21 protein-coding genes are annotated in these 18,030 nt (G+C 35.5%); 9 read left to right on the top strand and 12 right to left on the bottom strand.

Translation table 11 applies throughout. The features are described 5' to 3' along the window. Positions 1-52: 52 nt before the first annotated feature. Both CN288_RS01720 and CN288_RS01715 read left to right on the top strand, forming a co-directional pair. A complete protein-coding gene (locus CN288_RS01720) occupies positions 53-892 on the top strand; it encodes a GNAT family N-acetyltransferase (protein ID WP_098301760.1) in 840 nt (279 codons plus the stop codon). Between the two features lie 24 nt (positions 893-916). Next, positions 917-1,792, top strand: coding sequence for an alpha/beta fold hydrolase (locus CN288_RS01715; protein ID WP_372440519.1), 876 nt, complete (start codon positions 917-919; stop codon positions 1,790-1,792). A 38-nt stretch (positions 1,793-1,830) separates the two neighbouring features. Here the strand turns inward: CN288_RS01715 and CN288_RS01710 are convergent, their stop codons facing one another. From CN288_RS01710 to CN288_RS01700, 3 genes are all read right to left on the bottom strand, one after another. Then, positions 1,831-2,331: a DoxX family protein gene (locus tag CN288_RS01710; RefSeq protein ID WP_026589851.1), complete on the bottom strand. Its 501-nt coding sequence runs from the start codon at positions 2,329-2,331 to the stop codon at positions 1,831-1,833. A gap of 258 nt (positions 2,332-2,589) precedes the next feature. After that, a complete protein-coding gene (locus CN288_RS01705) occupies positions 2,590-3,141 on the bottom strand; it encodes a delta-aminolevulinic acid dehydratase (RefSeq protein ID WP_035414319.1) in 552 nt (183 codons plus the stop codon). Next, positions 3,142-3,717 (bottom strand): histidine phosphatase family protein, encoded by a 576-nt coding sequence (locus tag CN288_RS01700; RefSeq protein ID WP_098301759.1) that lies wholly within the window; start codon positions 3,715-3,717, stop codon positions 3,142-3,144. 192 nt (positions 3,718-3,909) lie between these two features. Between CN288_RS01700 and CN288_RS01695 the strand changes: the two genes are divergently transcribed. Both CN288_RS01695 and CN288_RS01690 read left to right on the top strand, forming a co-directional pair. Beyond that, positions 3,910-4,248, top strand: a complete 339-nt coding sequence (locus tag CN288_RS01695; protein ID WP_026589848.1) for a hypothetical protein — start codon at positions 3,910-3,912, stop codon at positions 4,246-4,248. A 182-nt stretch (positions 4,249-4,430) separates the two neighbouring features. Next, positions 4,431-4,553: a DUF4023 domain-containing protein gene (locus tag CN288_RS01690; protein ID WP_090687561.1), complete on the top strand. Its 123-nt coding sequence runs from the start codon at positions 4,431-4,433 to the stop codon at positions 4,551-4,553. 42 nt (positions 4,554-4,595) lie between these two features. Here the strand turns inward: CN288_RS01690 and CN288_RS01685 are convergent, their stop codons facing one another. Then, complete coding sequence (locus CN288_RS01685; protein ID WP_090687563.1) at positions 4,596-5,834, bottom strand: TolB family protein; 1,239 nt, start codon at positions 5,832-5,834, stop codon at positions 4,596-4,598. A 473-nt stretch (positions 5,835-6,307) separates the two neighbouring features. On the opposite strand from CN288_RS01685, the gene CN288_RS01680 reads away from it, so the two are divergent. Beyond that, a complete protein-coding gene (locus CN288_RS01680; RefSeq protein WP_026593440.1) occupies positions 6,308-8,065 on the top strand; it encodes an aromatic amino acid hydroxylase in 1,758 nt (585 codons plus the stop codon). Next, the gene (locus CN288_RS01675) at positions 8,043-8,357 is read left to right on the top strand and encodes a 4a-hydroxytetrahydrobiopterin dehydratase (protein WP_026593441.1); all 315 of its coding nucleotides are present in this window, start codon (positions 8,043-8,045) and stop codon (positions 8,355-8,357) included. The genes CN288_RS01680 and CN288_RS01675 overlap by 23 nt, the downstream gene beginning before the upstream one ends. A gap of 18 nt (positions 8,358-8,375) precedes the next feature. Here CN288_RS01675 and CN288_RS01670 read toward each other — a convergent pair whose 3' ends face one another. Both CN288_RS01670 and CN288_RS01665 read right to left on the bottom strand, forming a co-directional pair. Next, positions 8,376-9,233: a VOC family protein gene (locus tag CN288_RS01670; protein WP_026593442.1), complete on the bottom strand. Its 858-nt coding sequence runs from the start codon at positions 9,231-9,233 to the stop codon at positions 8,376-8,378. Between the two features lie 21 nt (positions 9,234-9,254). Next, on the bottom strand, positions 9,255-9,659 hold the full coding sequence (locus CN288_RS01665; protein WP_026593443.1) for a DoxX family protein: 405 nt from the start codon (positions 9,657-9,659) through the stop codon (positions 9,255-9,257). Positions 9,660-9,817: 158 nt separating this feature from the next. On the opposite strand from CN288_RS01665, the gene CN288_RS01660 reads away from it, so the two are divergent. Then, on the top strand, positions 9,818-10,363 hold the full coding sequence (locus CN288_RS01660; protein WP_026593444.1) for a helix-turn-helix domain-containing protein: 546 nt from the start codon (positions 9,818-9,820) through the stop codon (positions 10,361-10,363). Between the two features lie 60 nt (positions 10,364-10,423). Here CN288_RS01660 and CN288_RS01655 read toward each other — a convergent pair whose 3' ends face one another. Further along, positions 10,424-10,801 carry a MaoC/PaaZ C-terminal domain-containing protein gene (locus CN288_RS01655; protein WP_026593445.1) on the bottom strand — a complete coding sequence of 126 codons (378 nt, stop codon included), beginning with the start codon at positions 10,799-10,801 and terminating at the stop codon, positions 10,424-10,426. 100 nt (positions 10,802-10,901) lie between these two features. Next, the gene (locus tag CN288_RS01650; RefSeq protein WP_090687568.1) at positions 10,902-11,360 is read right to left on the bottom strand and encodes a GNAT family N-acetyltransferase; all 459 of its coding nucleotides are present in this window, start codon (positions 11,358-11,360) and stop codon (positions 10,902-10,904) included. A 72-nt stretch (positions 11,361-11,432) separates the two neighbouring features. Between CN288_RS01650 and CN288_RS01645 the strand changes: the two genes are divergently transcribed. Then, positions 11,433-12,200 (top strand): CPBP family intramembrane glutamic endopeptidase, encoded by a 768-nt coding sequence (locus CN288_RS01645; RefSeq protein ID WP_098301758.1) that lies wholly within the window; start codon positions 11,433-11,435, stop codon positions 12,198-12,200. 11 nt (positions 12,201-12,211) lie between these two features. Here the strand turns inward: CN288_RS01645 and CN288_RS01640 are convergent, their stop codons facing one another. Both CN288_RS01640 and CN288_RS01635 read right to left on the bottom strand, forming a co-directional pair. Beyond that, complete coding sequence (locus tag CN288_RS01640) at positions 12,212-12,718, bottom strand: GNAT family N-acetyltransferase (RefSeq protein WP_026593447.1); 507 nt, start codon at positions 12,716-12,718, stop codon at positions 12,212-12,214. Positions 12,719-12,722: 4 nt separating this feature from the next. After that, on the bottom strand, positions 12,723-13,676 hold the full coding sequence (locus CN288_RS01635) for a LacI family DNA-binding transcriptional regulator (protein ID WP_026593448.1): 954 nt from the start codon (positions 13,674-13,676) through the stop codon (positions 12,723-12,725). A gap of 115 nt (positions 13,677-13,791) precedes the next feature. On the opposite strand from CN288_RS01635, the gene CN288_RS01630 reads away from it, so the two are divergent. Further along, a complete protein-coding gene (locus CN288_RS01630) occupies positions 13,792-14,547 on the top strand; it encodes an HAD family hydrolase (RefSeq protein WP_026593449.1) in 756 nt (251 codons plus the stop codon). Positions 14,548-14,811: 264 nt separating this feature from the next. Here the strand turns inward: CN288_RS01630 and CN288_RS01625 are convergent, their stop codons facing one another. Both CN288_RS01625 and adhE read right to left on the bottom strand, forming a co-directional pair. After that, positions 14,812-15,045 carry a YrhC family protein gene (locus CN288_RS01625; protein WP_026593450.1) on the bottom strand — a complete coding sequence of 78 codons (234 nt, stop codon included), beginning with the start codon at positions 15,043-15,045 and terminating at the stop codon, positions 14,812-14,814. 125 nt (positions 15,046-15,170) lie between these two features. Further along, complete coding sequence (gene adhE / locus CN288_RS01620; RefSeq protein WP_098301757.1) at positions 15,171-17,774, bottom strand: bifunctional acetaldehyde-CoA/alcohol dehydrogenase; 2,604 nt, start codon at positions 17,772-17,774, stop codon at positions 15,171-15,173. Positions 17,775-18,030 lie beyond the last annotated feature (256 nt).

Raw genomic sequence — 18,030 nt, 5'->3', positions numbered from 1 at the left:
TTATTTTTCATGATAAAATATTTCTACTAGATTAGAAATGTGGTGATTCAATATGCAAATACAAAAGCTAAACGACCCAAGTATTCCACAGCTCATTTCTCTTTGCGAAGCTGTTGGATGGTTACAACCCCGATTATTTATGCAAAAACAATTTAAAATGTACCTATCTATCGGAAATTTATTTGGCTATACACATCATGAAAAACTAATTGCTACTTGTGGGGTATTCCCTTCTGAATCTGGATTTTCTTCTATCGGTATGCTAATGGTTCATCCCGATTTTCAAAAACAAGGGCTTGGTCGTACTTTACTCGATATTTGCATGCAGCAAACATCCGCTTCCCTTCCTGTTATGCTCATTGCAACAGATGCTGGTATACCTTTGTACCAAACATGCGGCTTTACGACCGTTACAACAATCCATCGCTTTGAAAAATTTGTTACGAACACACCTACGAACCACTCCCATTTAAAGCAGATTGAGCCATATGATCTTAACTCTCTCATTAAGCTTGATCAAACCGTGACAGGGGCGCATCGTCCAAAGCTCTATTCGATATTACTATCTAGAGCAACACTCGCATTCAAAATTGAAAAAAAACATAGAATCGAAGCTTTTGCACTGTGTATACAAAAAGGAAATACACTCTGCATTACCCCTCTTATAGCTAAGCGTGATGAAGATGCAATCCAATTATTACAATCCATTTGCATGAGCTGGAATGGAACAGTCCGTATAGATGTTCCACACTCACAATTCACATTTCGAGCACACTTGGAATCGAAAGAGTTTCAAGAAACACTTCTTTCGCCGCTTATGATAAAAAATGGAAGTCACCCATCTGGAAATCGCGACCATTTATTTGCTATGATGGATACAGCGTTATGTTAGAAAGGGGACACCTGCTTGAAACGAATGAAGTGTTATATGGTAAGTTGCCTTGCTATTACATTATTAGTGGGTTGCAATGCAGCAGACAAGCCAGTAGAAGCAGTAAAACAAGTTAAAAATACAATTGAAACAAAGCTAACAACAGATGAAAAAATGGTCGAGATAGACGGGCAAACTATTTACTTTAAACAAATTGGGGAAAAGAAACCACCATTACTTATGCTTCATGGGTTTGGCGGTTCATCCAATGGCTTTAGCGATATTTATTCAGACTTAGCAAAAGATCATACAATTATCTCCGTTGATGTTTTAGGATTTGGCCATTCTTCTAAACCAATGGATTTTCCATACTCTTTTCCTAATCACGCCAACCTTTATTATAAGTTAATGAAAAAACTAGGATATGATACTTTTGCAGTACTAGGTCACTCTATGGGCGGGGAAATTTCCCTTAATTTAACATATTTATATCCAAGTGCAGTTACCCATCTCATTTTAACGGATGCTACAGGGGCTATATCATTAACAAATAGAAATGCTTCACCTAAACCACAGTTATCCACTGATTTGAATACTGTATCTTCTATTACGGATTATGATGAAAGCAAAGTGAAATTTAAACGCGATGATACAGAACATTATAACCAAATGAAAATGTGGCCAAGGCGACTTAAGATTAATGCTAGTGAAATCAAACTTCCGACTTTAATTATTTGGGGCAGAAATGATAGTAGTGTATCATGGAAAGAAGGCGAATCTTATCATCAGTTTTTAAAAAACAGCACCTTCCATATTATTGAAAAGGGTTATCATGCCCCATTCCGCCAAGAACCGAAAGAATTTATAGGCTATGTAAAAGAATTCTTTGAAAAGAATCCAATCGAAACAACAAAGCAATAAAAATGGGTATCTCATCTTTGAGATACCCGTTTCATATGTTAAGCAGCTTGCTTCTGTCTTTTTTGCCTTTTTGATCCTAGTAATTTAGGTACAATCCAACCATCCACTCCAAGTTTTCCAGCATTCATGCCAGCAACTAAAACGAACATAGATAAAATAACCATTTGTGGATTTACACCTAGAGACCCACTAAACATATAGGAAAAGTTCATTACAAGGCCAAAAAAGACAGCTGTTTTCGTTAAACAACCTACAATTAAACCTATTCCAACTAGAATTTCTCCCCACATTACAAGCGTGTTAAACATATCAACATTCGGAATTGCGAAGTCTTGCAAGAATGACGCCCACCAAGATTGTACGGCTGGTTGTGCTCCTTTTGACTTTTCAATAGCCCCCTGTAAATAACCTGTCGCATCAAATCCTTTCCCTTGTAACTTTCCGATTCCAGCCATCAACCATGTGTACCCCAAATAAACACGGATAACTGCTAATACAAAAGAAACTGCTTTGTTTTCTCTTAAAAATTGAATAACCATACTCTCCTCCTCAAGATGTAATTAAGTTAGTTACAGGTAATATAATAACATTAGTTACTTATTTTTTAAATATTAATTATGAATAATTTGTGAAGATTACACGAAATGTTAAAAACTAACATTTATATAGTTACTTTTATTCTCCTGTAAAAACTTGAAAATATCATACCATAATTGATAATGATTTTCATTATTTTTCACAAAGAAACTATGCGGTAAATGTGAAACGTGCTTATCCAATATTCGGATAAGTACGTTTCATTCTCTATATAATTCAAATGTCAAAGTCTCATCATCTAATAATTTCGCATCTTGAAATGCATCATCTATTGTTTTTTGATGATTAATAAGCCCGTAAAATAAACGTATTGTAAACATAAGTGCTGCATTTCCATCCACATAATCTGTTGAGCCTATATAAACTTTTACACCACTATTTAAAAATGCTGTTGCAAGTTTTGGATCTCCTAAAGTACACCCGCTATTGATAATATACTTGTTATGCAATTTTGCATATTGTTTAATTTCAGCTACACCAAAGTTCCCTCTTGGTTCATCTTCTTCATATATATCTTCCCCTAATTCCCCCATTACAAATTCGCCTTCTTCACCATGAAAGCAAAAAATAATATAATCCATATCTTCATACAAACTTTTCCCCGAAAGAACATCCATCAAATCTTGCGGTCGACCAATCCAATATGTAATAACTCTTGCTCCAAAATACTCAAGCGTCGCTCGAAGCGATTGTGCTTCTAAATCTGAATTATCGCCAACTACTAATGCAATATTCAAATAAAAAACCTCCATTCATACGTTTATTTCATACACACCTGTTTCTTCTAAAAAATCCTCTCTTGTTAATCTCTGCTTTTGTAAATATTGTCTATATGCTGTAATTGTTCCATCATGGGAAACGATGCAGATCCTTGCAACCTTTAATGTATAACACCAATTGATAAATTCATCTGCTCTATTCTGAAATTTCTTCTCTGAAATCGTATTTATTCCCTGATTCCATAACATATCGTTTGTACTTTCTCTTAAAGAAAAACTAGGAAATAACTCTTGGATTACCTTTGTACTTAACAACCTGTCACATGGTAATGTTCTTGCTCCTTCACGATAAGGAAAAATATGCGGGGAAATATACGGATGTGTTATTTTGCGGCAAACTACTTGTGAGCTCCATATCGCTGCAGTTTGTAATGTTCGAAGCGTAGGGCTTGCGATTAATACATCATTTTCTTGTAGTGGTAAACTGCTTTGAAGTAACAATGCTTGTTTTTCGCCTTCTTCTGTTAAAGGTGGATTTTCTAATTGCAAGCTCATAGGTAAATCTTTTGTATGTTTCCCTTCACCATGTCTTATGAAAATAAGTTTCATAGTTTTATCTCTCCTACTACTAAATGAATATGTATATTTTTTGCTACACTCTCTACTCTTCCATATCTTTTTCCCAATTCCTTCTCCCTTACCTGTAAAAAACCTTTGACATATAACTTGGAAATTATTATGATAATATATGTAAAAAACCTTTTACAACACTTATTTTTAATAGGGAGGAACTTACCAATTATGAATTGGGTAATTTATTTTATTGGCATGATAATATGGGGATACATAAATGGCTTCTTTACAAGCGATAAAGCTTCTACACCTTGGATGAAAGACGATGAACGCGAGACGAAAATTAAACAGAAAGCTATTTCAGCAAGTTGGTCCGCCGTTTTTATGTTTTGTATCATTAGTCTCTTTAATAAACTATTAGGCCTAAGTGGCGGAGGCAAATCTCCTTACTTACCAGATCCTTTAGCAACAATTTTAAAAGAGAATGTAGAATTACAAGTTTTACTCATCCTTTTCCTAATGTACGGAATGTATTATTTATATTATCGAAAAAAAATGAGTGCTTGAATATACGAAAAGTAGCGTGATACAAAACGAAGTCTTTCTTACTCGATTTATCTCTAATTCAACCGAGTCAATTATTTTTAAATACAGAAAAAAACATACAACCTTTTAATTTTCAACTTATGATTCCTTCCTAAATGGATATAGTAAAAAAGATAAAACGAAACCTACGGGAGGATTCATTAATGAACAACTCAAACGATTTTTTAGATACAATACACGAAAAACAAGCAAAAGACGAGCAGAATAGAAAGCGTCAAGGTAATGGAAATCCTGGAAAAAAGAAACCAAACAAAACACATAAATAATTGTGAAAAAGCCACCTAAAAGTATCTTTTAGGCGGCTTTTTTCAATCTTCTTTTACAGCAATAACATTTTCCCAATTCCATTTTTCATAATACCACTCGGGTACATCTATATTTTCAATCCATTTCTTCGCTTTTGCTCCATCCCCATTCGCCAACCACATATCTGCCTTTTTACGGTCAGAACGCATCCATGTCAGTTGATTTTCACGCTTTATATAAACTGGATTGTAATCCCCATATTTTTTTGGGGGAGTTGTAATTTGGCGCTGGCGATTTGATTGAATATTTACTTGGTATAAAGAAGGGAATGATCTTTTTTCTTCTTCATTTTTCCACTCCATTTCTCGAGCTCTTGAAAGTGTAATAAGTTCGTCATTATGCCATGTGAAATCCCAATCAACATCCCCTTTAGGCGTAAATTTTTCTTGCTGAAGGGCAGGGACTTCTTTTGTTTTTAAATGTTTATTTTCTAATGCAATTCTCCCGCTTCCTTCAATATAAGCCAATGTATTTTTCGATGGAGCCCATTGTATCCACTGGCTATTTAATAACATTTGATCTACTTTTTCAAAATGACTCCCATCCGCTTTCAAAAGACAAAGTGTATTACTATCCGCTGACCACGAAGCGGTTGGAACAGCTAAAAATGCAATCCACTTTCCATTTGGAGACCACTTGAAATTACTTGCAACATAAGCGAGAAAATCCTCCTGCATACTCGGTAATGTATACAGGTGTTTCATTTTATTAGGATTCATTCCAGCATCCTTTTGTACTTCATATAACTGTGCTCCTGTCCAACCCGTTGGAAGCAACTGAGCCTCAGACGAAACAAGAAATTTCTTTCCATCTGGATACCATGCATAATCACCAACACCCGATGATACATTTTCAAACGTTGCATTCTTCTTCTCTGCATCAAATGTATTTAATGTACCTGTAAATTCAAATGCAATTATATTTTCTACCGGCGACCATTGATAATTCGTTGCTTCTGTTTGAGAAGGAACAACTTTTTCCCCATCCACAACGTGGTACAATTCGAGCTCTTTTTGCTCTTCACCTTTTGCATATGCAATCCACTTTCCATCATGTGACCATTTGGGTTTTGTTATGTATTCTCCTTTTGTTATTTGTTTTTCTTTTCCATCAAGTTTGATCCAGAGATCATGATTACGAATAAACGCTACTCGTATATCTTTTTCCTCAGCTTGAACATCAAGAGTAGTTTCTTGCAAGTAACAAATACAAAGTATAAAAATAAGCAGTTTTTTCCACATCTTTCTCTTTCATCCTCCCATAATTAATCTCCTTTATCATGCCCGCCTATTTACTATTTGAAAAAGATTATTACATTGACAACTTTTTAAATATATTTTTATAAAAAACATAATTTAATTGAACGAATTATAGCTTTTAAGGCATCCCTAGTAGCGGCTTATATCTATGACTCAGTGAACTGATGGTTTGTGCAAATTATAATTTTTCATAATGCTTTGTACATGAAGAAAAAGACGGATTTTTCCGTTATCAGTAACTGAGATGTAAGCATTCTCGTACCTAAGGTGATCCCGCTATTTTTCCGCCCCTATCGGATTTTCCGATAGGGTCTTTTTCTGTTTCTCACAAAACAAATATTAAATAATTCCGAATCTTGTGATAAAATTTTATAAGCGCTTACAAATTTTGAAAGGAGGTGATATACGTAAAAGAAACGAGAGCAGTTTTTACGTATAAAAAGGAGGATGTATGAATGACAACAAAAACAGAAATTCCATCACATTTAAAACCATTTGTATCCACGCAGCATTACGATCAATATACACCAATTAATCACGCTGTATGGCGTTACATTATGAGACAAAATCATAACTTTTTAAAAGATGTTGCTCATCCAGCCTATGTGAACGGACTGCAATCATCTGGTATTAATATAGATGCGATTCCAAAGGTGGAAGAAATGAATGAATGTTTAGCACCAAGTGGCTGGGGCGCCGTAACGATTGACGGTCTTATTCCTGGCGTAGCGTTCTTTGATTTTCAAGGGCATGGTTTATTACCGATCGCAACAGATATTCGTAAAGTAGAAAACATTGAATATACGCCAGCGCCTGATATCGTTCATGAAGCAGCTGGGCATGCACCGATTTTACTTGACCCTACATATGCAAAATATGTAAAACGATTTGGACAAATTGGAGCAAAAGCATTTTCAACGAAAGAAGAGCACGATGCTTTTGAAGCTGTACGTACTTTAACAATTGTGAAAGAAAGTCCAACTTCTACACCAGAAGAAGTTGTAGCAGCTGAAAAAGAAGTTGCAGAAAAGCAAAAGCTTGTTTCTGGCTTATCAGAAGCAGAACAAATTTCTCGTCTTTTCTGGTGGACAGTCGAGTACGGCTTAATTGGAGATATAAATAATCCAAAAATTTACGGTGCTGGTCTTCTTTCCTCTGTTGGTGAGAGCAAACATTGTTTAACAGACGCTGTTGAAAAAGTTCCATTCTCCATTGAAACTTGTATCCAAACGACATATGATGTTACAAAAATGCAGCCACAGCTATTTGTATGCGAGTCATTTGAAGAATTAACAGAGGCACTTGAGAACTTCTCTGAAACAATGGCTTTCAAGACAGGTGGCGCAAAAGGATTAGAAAAAGCAATTCGTTCTGAAAACAATGCAACCGCTCAATTAAGTAGTGGTTTACAAATTACAGGTACATTTGCAGAAAAAATTCAAGATGATGCAGGTAGAGTGATTTACATGAAAACAAACACACCGACTGCATTAGCACTAAATAATAAACAACTACCAAATCATTCTACAGCTGTACATCAAGATGGCTTTGGTACACCAGTTGGTTTATTAGAAAGAAATATCTCACTCGAGGATTGTACAGATGAAGAGTTACAATCATTAGGCGTTATCATTGGTAATCAAGCGGAACTCTTCTTCACAAGCGGTGTTCACGTAAAAGGAACAGTGACTGATATTGTGAAAAACGATAAAAAAATCGCTCTTATTTCATTTACAAATTGCACAGTGATTTACAAAGATCGTCTATTATTTGATGCCTCATGGGGAGCGTTTGACATGGCAGTTGGTTCAGAAATCACTTCTGTATTCCCAGGTGCAGCAGACGTGGCAGCATTCTTCGGAGTAGAGGAAGAAGCAGAAGAAACACCTACATCACTTACCTTAACGGAGCTTGATCGTATGTATCAAACTGTTCGCGATATTCGAAATGAAGGCATGTTACAAAATTCACATGTAGAACAATTAGTAACAATTCAAGAAGTCCTAAATCAGTTCTTTACAAAAGAATGGTTACTTCGTCTTGAAATTTTAGAATTGCTTTTAGAACATAACAAAGGACACGAAACATCTGCTCAGTTGTTACAACAGCTATCTACTTTTACAAAAAACGAATCTGTTCAACGTTTAATTAATAATGGTCTTACTCTACTCTCAATAAAGGATGTGAAAAATAATGCAACGACTAACAGATGAAGAAGTACGAGAGGAATTAACAAAGTTAGATAAATGGACAGTGAAAGATGAAAAATGGATTGAAAGAAAATATATGTTTTCCGACTACTTAAAAGGTGTCGAATTTGTCTCTGAAGCAGCCAAACTATCAGAAGAACACAATCACCATCCATTTATCCTTATTCAGTATAAAGCAGTCATTATTACTTTGTCATCATGGAATGCAAAAGGTTTAACAAAACTTGATTTCGAACTCGCAAGACAGTTTAATGAACTTTTTTTACAAAATGAAAAAGCAATTATAAGAAAGTAAAAAAAGAGAAGCCTTTATTTAGGCTTCTCCTTTTGTAATTAAGTGAATACAGTGGCCAAATGGATCCTCTACTTGTAATATTCCCTCTTTGTACATAACAACCGCGCCAATATATTTTAAGCTTTCACACATTTGCTCTTTTTGTTTTTCATCTGCTAGTACAATGGTGAAATATTTCAAACCAACGGAATCTTGCATTTGCGGCGGCACACCTTCGCCTTGCCATGTGTTTAAACCAACATGATGATGATAACCACCTGCTGAAACAAATAATGCACCGTTTCGAGCTGGAATCGTTACTTCAAATCCAAGTCCATCTACATAGAAACGTTTTGCTTCTTCTAAATCAGCAACATGCAAATGGATATGCCCCATTACCGTTCCCCTTGGAAATCCGTTCCACGCATTTCCTTGTTGCAATAATCCTTCACCATCTAATGGGTTGCTAACAAACGGAAGCTCTCCCTTTTCATCTCGCCACACTTCTCTTTGACGATCTTGATAAATTTCAATTCCATTTCCATCTGGGTCAGCTAAATAAATTGCTTCGCTAAAGTAATGATCTGCCCCGCCATGTAACGGATATACTTTCTGCACAAGGTGACGAAGAATATTTGCTAAATCTTGTCTACTTGGTAGTAAGATTGCAAAGTGATATAAACCAGTTCGACTTCTTTGTTTTGGAAGAGCATTTTCTTTCTCCTCTATTATAAGAAGCGGTTCATTATTTTCATTACCAAGCGTAACGATCATTTCTTCTTCTTTTATCACTTTCAAACGTAATACCTCTGTGTAGAACGTCAGTGATGTCTTTACATTCGATACATATAAATGCACAACACCGAGTGTTGTATTGGGATGAAGTTGAAAGCTCATATTGTTATGCCCCCATTTCGATTAATCTTTTTTGAATACAGTTGCTTTTAAGAAATTATCTACAAAACCTTCAGCTTTAACAACGAATAAGTAAAGGCCCATTGCTAATAAAGCAAGGTCTAGTTCATACCCTGGATTCTTTCCATCGCCTAATAAACCAGCAGACCATTTCACTTTTACAATTGCCCCAACTAAAATAAGTGCGAATAATAATCCAATATAACGTACACCTAAACCAATAATCAATAATAGACCACCAACTAATTCTACCGTCGCTACGCCGTATGCAAGCGCTCCAGGTAAACCAATGCTTGTAAACCATCCTGCAATATTATCAATCCCTGATTGAAACTTTGTCAAACCATGCATAAAGAACGTTACTCCTAATACGATACGAATAATTAAATTACCAATATGTTGATTCATTTTGTTCTCCCCTCTATTGTTTTGTAATATAAATCTTTTATTCACATCACAAAACATACAATAAAAATTTTTATTCGTCAATTTATTTTTCTTGAGAAAAAAATGTTTTTTTTTGCTATGATACAAATAGTTGTCTACAAAAAAGGAGCTTGATTATTATGAATATCGGTTCTGCAATACGTGAAATTCGTCAACGCAGAGGCGTTACTATCGCCCAAATTTGTGAAGGGACGGGACTTTCTAAAGGTTTTATGAGTCAAGTCGAGAATAATAAAACGTCCCCATCCATCTCAACTTTAGAAACAATTTCCAAATTTTTAAACGTTCCTCTTCCTTATTTATTACTTGAGCAAAAAGATCACATGAAAATTGTAAAAAAAGAGGAACGAAAATATAGTGTATATGGAAAAGATGAACAAAGGATTGAGCATGTCGCTGAACAAGGAGGCCTTCGTTTATCTTTAGTAGAGATTCCAGTTGGATTCCCAAAAGAAAACACACCAAATGCTCATGAAGGTGAAGAATGTCATCTTGTATTACGTGGTAAATTAGAAGTACAACATGGAGAAGATATCGCGATTGTGGAAGAAGGAGATTCTTTCTCCTGGAGTGCATGCGTGCCACATATTGTGCGTAATATTGGCGAAGAATCTGCATTATTACTCATCTCTAGCCATGCTGAAAATCGAAAGCGCGTATATTAAAAGGCATTGCAAACGATATGTTTGCAATGCCTTTTAACTTTTATATGAACAATATACACGTTACTCTCGTATGATCCCGTAACTTGTTCCTACTAATACGTCTTTACCTTTTTGATTACGATAAATCAACTCCATAGATACCTTTTTGTACCCTTCCATTTGTTCTACACTTGTAAGAGTTACATCACAAGTAATTGTATCTCCAGTAAAAACGGGCCTGATGAATTCACTTACAAATTCCCGTGCTATGTAATGTACATCTCCACCAATTTTCGTTCCAATGCTTGCAGTTAATAAACCATGTACCATTAAACGTCCCTGCTCATCATGTTCCATATGATGTCTCCCTTTATCCCCTGTAAGATGAGCAAATTCCAAAACCTCTTCTTCTGTAAATGTTCTTTCATAACGAAACATATCTCCTACTTTAATATTCAATTCCATCCCCCTTTTCAAGATTCTGAATTTTCTTTATAATTTTAACATAAAAAAACTATAAAATGAATGATAGTTCATTTTATAGTTTTCAAACGCTATTCTATCGATGCCCCTCTTTTTTTGCTTCATTATAACCGTAATAAGCACATGTCCCATTTTGGGATAAATCACGTACTTCAAAACCACAACTACGATAAAAATCAAAATTATTCGCAGATGTATGTGCAAACCAATCCCCATGGGGTAGTTTCTGCATACAAAGGGAAACGAGCTTCTTGCCTAATCCCTTTCCTCTATATTCATACTTCACAACTAAATCCATAATATTGGCAGCCATGATCTGATCAGAAATGACACGAACCATCGCAATCATTTCTTCATCATCCCAAATCGTAAAAGCCCATGTTGAATTTTCAAATGCTATCGTAAATTTTTCAATTTGCCAAGATGGAATGCTATTGTTGCTCCAGCCCGCATCTTCAAATAAACTTTTAATTGCATAAGCTGGTACACCTGTCGTTCCTTCTCGAATAATGAGTCCATTATGATAAATATACAATCCCATTCCCCCTTTTATTGTTATATACTATTCTTTAAGAGATAAATATTACCTTTTTAAAAGGAGAAAAAGATGGAGAAATTTTCCTTACTGCTTTCTTTTACATTCCTTATAATTACCGTGCAAACTACTAATATAGTATTTTTTAGTCTATGGATTCTTACATTACTTCCTTTGCTTAAAAAGCAACATTATCATCGTTTTGTATGGACTTCTCTTTTATTTGGAATGGGATTTTCCTTTTATTTATCTGCTACGAATCAAATTTCATTTTCTTCAAGAGAACTAACAATTATTGTAAAACGTCTTTGCCTACTTCTTGTTTTTTTACCATTTCTCTTAGATGCTCTTGCACGCCAACAGCGGATATCTCTAAATTGGAATCAACCACAATGGAACCATACCTTACATATGCCTTTTATTTGGAAAGGACCTCATCAAGTAAAAATTTATCTATTTCTCATCATCGCCATCTCTATTAATATCATCACTTTTATACCTTTTCTACTGCAAAAAGATTTGTCTTACATACAACATATTATGTTATTTTCCATATTGTTTTCTGTTATCAATGGCGCATTAGAAGAATGTATTTGGCGAGGAATCTTATTACATCAGTTTACAAATCAGTTTGGTGAAAAATGGGCTATTTTGCTTACAAGCATTGGTTTTGGTTTGCAGCATTATTCTTTAGGTTTTTCTTGGAGTGTTTCCACCGCTTTCATTTTAGCTGGTATATTTTATGGAGGAATAGTTGTGAAGTCAAATAGCATCATTCCAGCTACTATATGGCATATAGTTTTAAATCTATTAATGGTATTGAGTGGCCTCATTCTTTAAAAGAGCAGGGTTTATCCAGCTCTTTTAATTGCATATACAAGAATATCTATTCCATGAAATGATGCTGTCTTCTCATAACTCATTCCTGTTTTTCGAGCGACAAAGATAGATGCAGGATGATCTGGATTAATAAGGGAAATGAGTTTATTTAGTCTTAACCCTTGAAAGCCGTAATCTCGAAAAGCTGTTGCTGCTTCCTTTGCATACCCTTTCCCCCAATATTCAGGAAGTAACCAGTACCCAATTTCAATTTCTTCTTTGCCATCTACTTGTTGCCTAACGAGCCCTGCGTGACCAATTGGTGTATCTGTTCCCTTTTCAATCATTAGAAATAATCCTAAACCGTTTTTATAACTAGCAAGCACCCAGCTTTCAAGACTTTTTTTACACTGTGCGTATGTTTTCGGCATTCCATTCCCAATGTAGCGCATTACTTTTTCATTTCCCCATAAGGATGCATAAAACTCTAAGTCAGCCATTGTATATTTACGAAATTGTAAACGATCTGTATGGAACATACTCCTACTCCTTTCTTGTAGATTCTCTTTCTATAACTGAGATAGGCAATTGTATACGCTGTACATGCTCTCCTCGTAATTGTTTATGCAATAATACGATAGAATTCTTTGCCATACTTTTGATGGAGGTATTAATCGTTGTTATATTAGGGTGCATGATCATGGAGAGTTCTTGATTATCAAATCCCATAACACCAAAATCTTGTGGGATACGAATTCTTAATCGCTGCGCTTCCATAATGATTCCAGCAGCTATCTCATCACTACCTGAAAAAATTGCATCAGGTGCATTTTGCATAGATTGAATGATATGTATAATATTCTTTCCATCCTTCAGTCCACAACAATTCGAAAATATCCATTCTCGTTGCACCTGTATATCGTACCCCTTTAAAGCTCGTTTATAGCCTTGGTATCTCTGTCTCTGCGCTTTACTTTTTAATGTATCGTAACAAAACCCTATACGTGTATATCCATTTTCCAAAAGATGCCTCGTTCCAATATAACCGGCTAACTCTTCATCAAATTGAACTGTAGATACGAGTTCTGTTTCTACATGTTCATTACAAATAACAATTGCTCCTGAAGTTATCGCAAGCTCTATTTCCTCTATTGGCAAAGAAAGTGTAGTAAAAATAAGCCCATCTAACTTTTTCGTCCTAATATATTGTAAAAATTCTCTTTCTCTCTCAACTTCATAATTCGATTGTAATATCACGACATCATAACGATCTATTTTTAAAATACCACTTAACTCTTGAATTAACTGACTAAAAAAGGGATGATGTAAATTTGGTACGACTACACCGATTAAATTTGTTTGTAGACGACGTAGATCTTTCGCCGTTGCCACAGGCACATAATTTTTTTCATCAATAATCGCCTGCACTCTCGCCCTTAATTCTGGACGTACATACGGATGATGATTGATCACACGGGAAACTGTTGCTTTAGACACTCCGGCTAATTTAGCGATATCTTCAATTGTAGAAATCTTAACTCCCTCCTTGACCTGTAATGCATTTCAGAATGTACAGTATATGGTAACTATTATAAACGAGGTGACATGAAATATGGGGAAAATTCAAATTTCTGGAGAGGTTATTGAAACGAAAGCAATTGCCTTTGATAAGGATGGTACATTATTTCACGCGATTCCATTTTGGCAGGAAATTGATAGACTGCGAAAATACAAGTTTTCACAAATTGTCGGTAAAAAGTATGAACCGCTGTGGGAAAAAGCAGTTGGATTTGTACCTCCAAACAAAGTTGATTTTAAAGGCCTATTAGCAGTCGCATCTGAAGAAGAAGAAATTATTGTTGTTGCTAGCCTTTTATATCAAATCAAAAAATATCCATGGCATCGTTGCAAAGAGCTTACTACTACCATATTTGAAGAAAGTAATGAGCAATTATCCATTGAACAAGCTTTTCATCCTATTCCAGGTATAACTGAATGCATTATTTCTTTGCAAAAAGAAGGAATATACACAGGTATTCTTACCTCAGATAATAAGGTGAGAACAAAAAAATGTATTGATTTACTTAACATACCATCTCTTCAATTTCTCTTTACGCCAGAAGATGTAGAAAACGGAAAGCCTCATCCAGAAATGATTACCAAAGCATGTGAACAGCTTAATATTAAACCAAATGATCTAGTAATGGTTGGAGATACTATTGTAGATGTAAAAATGGCTAAAGAGGCTGGAAGTATTGCTGTAGGCATTGCCAATCATGAACATGCAATAGAAGAATTAACACCGTATGCGGACTTTATCATCACTGATTACAGCGATATACAAGTTTTAACGAAAAAAAGACAGTAGACAAAGACTTGTCTACTGCATCCATATCATAACTAGTATAAAGAAAACTACAGTTGAGGGGGGGATTTTTCAAGTATATACTAGATATTTATCTTGTTCTAACAATGGACAAGAACTTTCCGTTCACAAATGACCTTAAATTAGAAGTTAATTCTACCCCATTCTAATTGATAAAGATTATCAATGTTGATATAAATCGTATATAAAGTTTTATACGAAAAAAACGCTACAAAAAGATACACTCTTTTCATAGCGTTTCATCTATCAATTTGATTCATAATCGTTCTCCTCTAACCTATCACGCAACGCTTTAACACGCTTAAAAAAGAAAAATGACATTCCTAAAAATAAGACTATAACACCCATCATTGCAAAGGATTGTACAGTTTCTCTTCCTCCATTCGGAATCAATAAACCAATCATTAAAAATGTGGCTAGTGCAAGAAGAACTTGACCGAAGCGAATATAATCTGCTATTTTCTGTTGTAATTCTTTCATCTCTTTACCACTCCTCATTCTCACTGTATCATATTCTAATAGCCTCTGAGACAAGCAAATACAGCCAATGAGGGAGAAGTTTTCCAAAATAAAAGAGCCGCTAAAATGCGGCTCTTTCCCATTTATTACACTCCTTTGTATGCTTTCATATATACTTCTTGCAGCTCTGAAATCAGCGGTAATTTTGGGTTTGCTGTTGTACATTGATCTTCAAAGGCTCTTTCCGCTAACATGCCAACAACTTCTTCAAATGCTTCTTGTTCCACACCTTGTCCAGCAATGCTCATAGTAATATTCAATTCTTTTCCAAGAGTAATAATCGCTTGTACGAGTGATTCTACGCCTTCTTCTACTGTGCTCGCTGGAAGTCCAAGCATTCTTGCGATATGGGCATAACGTTCGTCAGCAACAAAGTGCTCATATTTTGGGAATAATGCATGTTTTCTTGGTTTGATTGCATTATAACGAATAACATGTGGCATTAAGATTGCGTTGGCACGTCCGTGCGGAATATGAAATTCCGGACCAATTTTATGCGCCAAACTATGATTAATGCCAAGGAACGCATTGGCAAACGCCATTCCAGCAATCGCAGAAGCGTTATGCATTTTCTCACGCGCCTCTTCGTCTTTGCCATCTTTATATGCTCTCGGTAAATATTTGAATACAAGATCAATCGCTTTTAATGCTAAACCATCTGTATAATCATTTGCCATAATAGACACGTATGCTTCAATTGCATGCGTTAATACATCCATGCCAGTGTCTGCAGTTACATGCGGTGGCACTGTCATGACAAATTGCGGATCGACAATCGCTACATCTGGCGTTAATTCATAATCAGCTAACGGATATTTTATATTATTCTTCTTATCTGTAATAACCGCAAATGGCGTCACTTCTGACCCTGTTCCTGATGTTGTTGGAATCGCAACAAACTGCGCTTTGTTCCCAAGCTTCGGATATTTACATGTACGTTTTCTTATATCTAAAAACTTTTGCTTTATTCCAAAGAATGTTGTTTCTGGATGCTCATAGAAGAGCCACATTCCTTTTGCTGCATCCATTGCCGATCCACCGCCAAGGGCGATAATCACATCTGGCTTGAAACTCCTCATCATTTCAGCACCTTTAAATACAGTTTCATCTGATGGATCTGGCTCTACTTCAAAGAATACCTCCACCTTCACATCATTTGTATGTTTACGTAAATAGTGCGTTACTGTATCCACATAACCAAGCTCAACCATTCCAGGATCCGTTACAATAAATGCGCGTGAAATATTTGGCATATTTGCTAAATACCCTGTAGCATGTTTTTCAAAATAAATTTTAGGTGGTAATTTGAACCACTGCAAATTCTTTTTTCTACTTGCAAGTCTTTTTATATTTAATAGATGCGTTGCCGTTACGTTTTGAGAAACTGAGTTCTTTCCATATGAACCACATCCAAGTGTGAGTGATGGAATAAATGCATTATATATATCACCAATTCCACCTTGTGATGACGGTGCGTTTACAATGAGACGGCACGCTTTCATACGTAAACCAAATTGTTTTTGCACTTCTTTATTTGTCGAATGAATAACCGCTGAATGACCTAAGCCGCCTAATTCTAACATTCCTTCGCAATATGTGAATCCTTCTTCAAGTGAATTTGCTTTTACACAAGCAAGTACTGGACTTAATTTCTCGCGAGATAGTGGATAATCAGCACCTACACCTTTAATTTCAGCAACGAGCATTTTTGTATCTTCTGGCACTGTAATTCCGACTAATGCTGCAATATAATACGCTGATTTTCCGACGATATCACTATTTACTGCACATGTATTTTCATTAATAACAAGCTTCTCTAATTTTTTACGCTCATCTTCTGTCACAAAGTAACAATTATTTGCTATCATTTCTTCTTTCACATCATTGTAAATTTCTTTGTCTACAATGATCGCTTGTTCAGAAGCACAAATCATACCGTTATCAAAAGTTTTTGATAAAATCAAATCATTTACAGCACGTTTTACATGCGCTGATTTCTCTATATAACAAGGTACGTTTCCTGGTCCTACGCCAAGAGCTGGTTTACCAGTAGAATATGCTGATTTCACCATTCCTGCACCCCCAGTTGCTAAAACAAGCGCAACCCCTTCATGATTCATTAATTGCTTTGTTGCCTCAACAGAAGGTTTTTTGATCCATTGGATACAATTCTTTGGTGCCCCTGCCTTCACTGCCGCATCACGTAATGTTTTTGCTGCTGCAATTGAACAATTTTGTGCAGAAGGATGAAATGCGAAAATAATTGGATTTCTTGTTTTCATTGCGATTAACGCTTTAAACATCGTTGTCGAAGTTGGATTCGTTACTGGTGTTACCCCAGCAACTACACCGACTGGTTCTGCAATTTCGATCACTTCTTCATGAGGATCCTCATGAATGATTCCTACTGTTTTGTCTTTTTTCATACTATGCCAAATATATTCAGTGGCAAATATATTTTTGATGCATTTGTCTTCATATACACCACGCCCGGTTTCTTCAACAGCCATTTTTGCAAGTGGCATATGTTGATCTACACCTGCAAGTGCCATTTCATGTACAATGTTGTCAATTTGCTCTTGTGTAAAATCCTCTAATGCTTGTAAAGCTGCCTGACCGTTCTTTACCAACGTATCAATCATTTCTGTTACTTCTTGCATTTCATTTACAACTTTCTCTTTGACTACCATGTGAATTCCTCCAATTCCGCTATATGGACTTTAATCGTCCCTCAGGGTCTCTAAAAGTCCCATTTAGCATAAAAAAATAGAATTACTTTCCCTACATGAATTCCATCGTTTGTGAAATATTTCACAAGTTTATGTATGAAGCATCATTTCATGATTTTACTATACACGAAATATTTTTAATTGTGTGTGTCTAATTTGTGAAAAGTTTCACAAATTTTTTTTTAAAAAAGCACTGCCTTTTTTAAAGTGAACCCCA

The organism is Bacillus sp. AFS023182 (genome assembly GCF_002560575.1).
GTDB classification, from domain to species: domain Bacteria; phylum Bacillota; class Bacilli; order Bacillales; family Bacillaceae_G; genus Bacillus_A; species Bacillus_A arachidis.
This window is presented reverse-complemented; position numbering and strand designations above follow the sequence as displayed.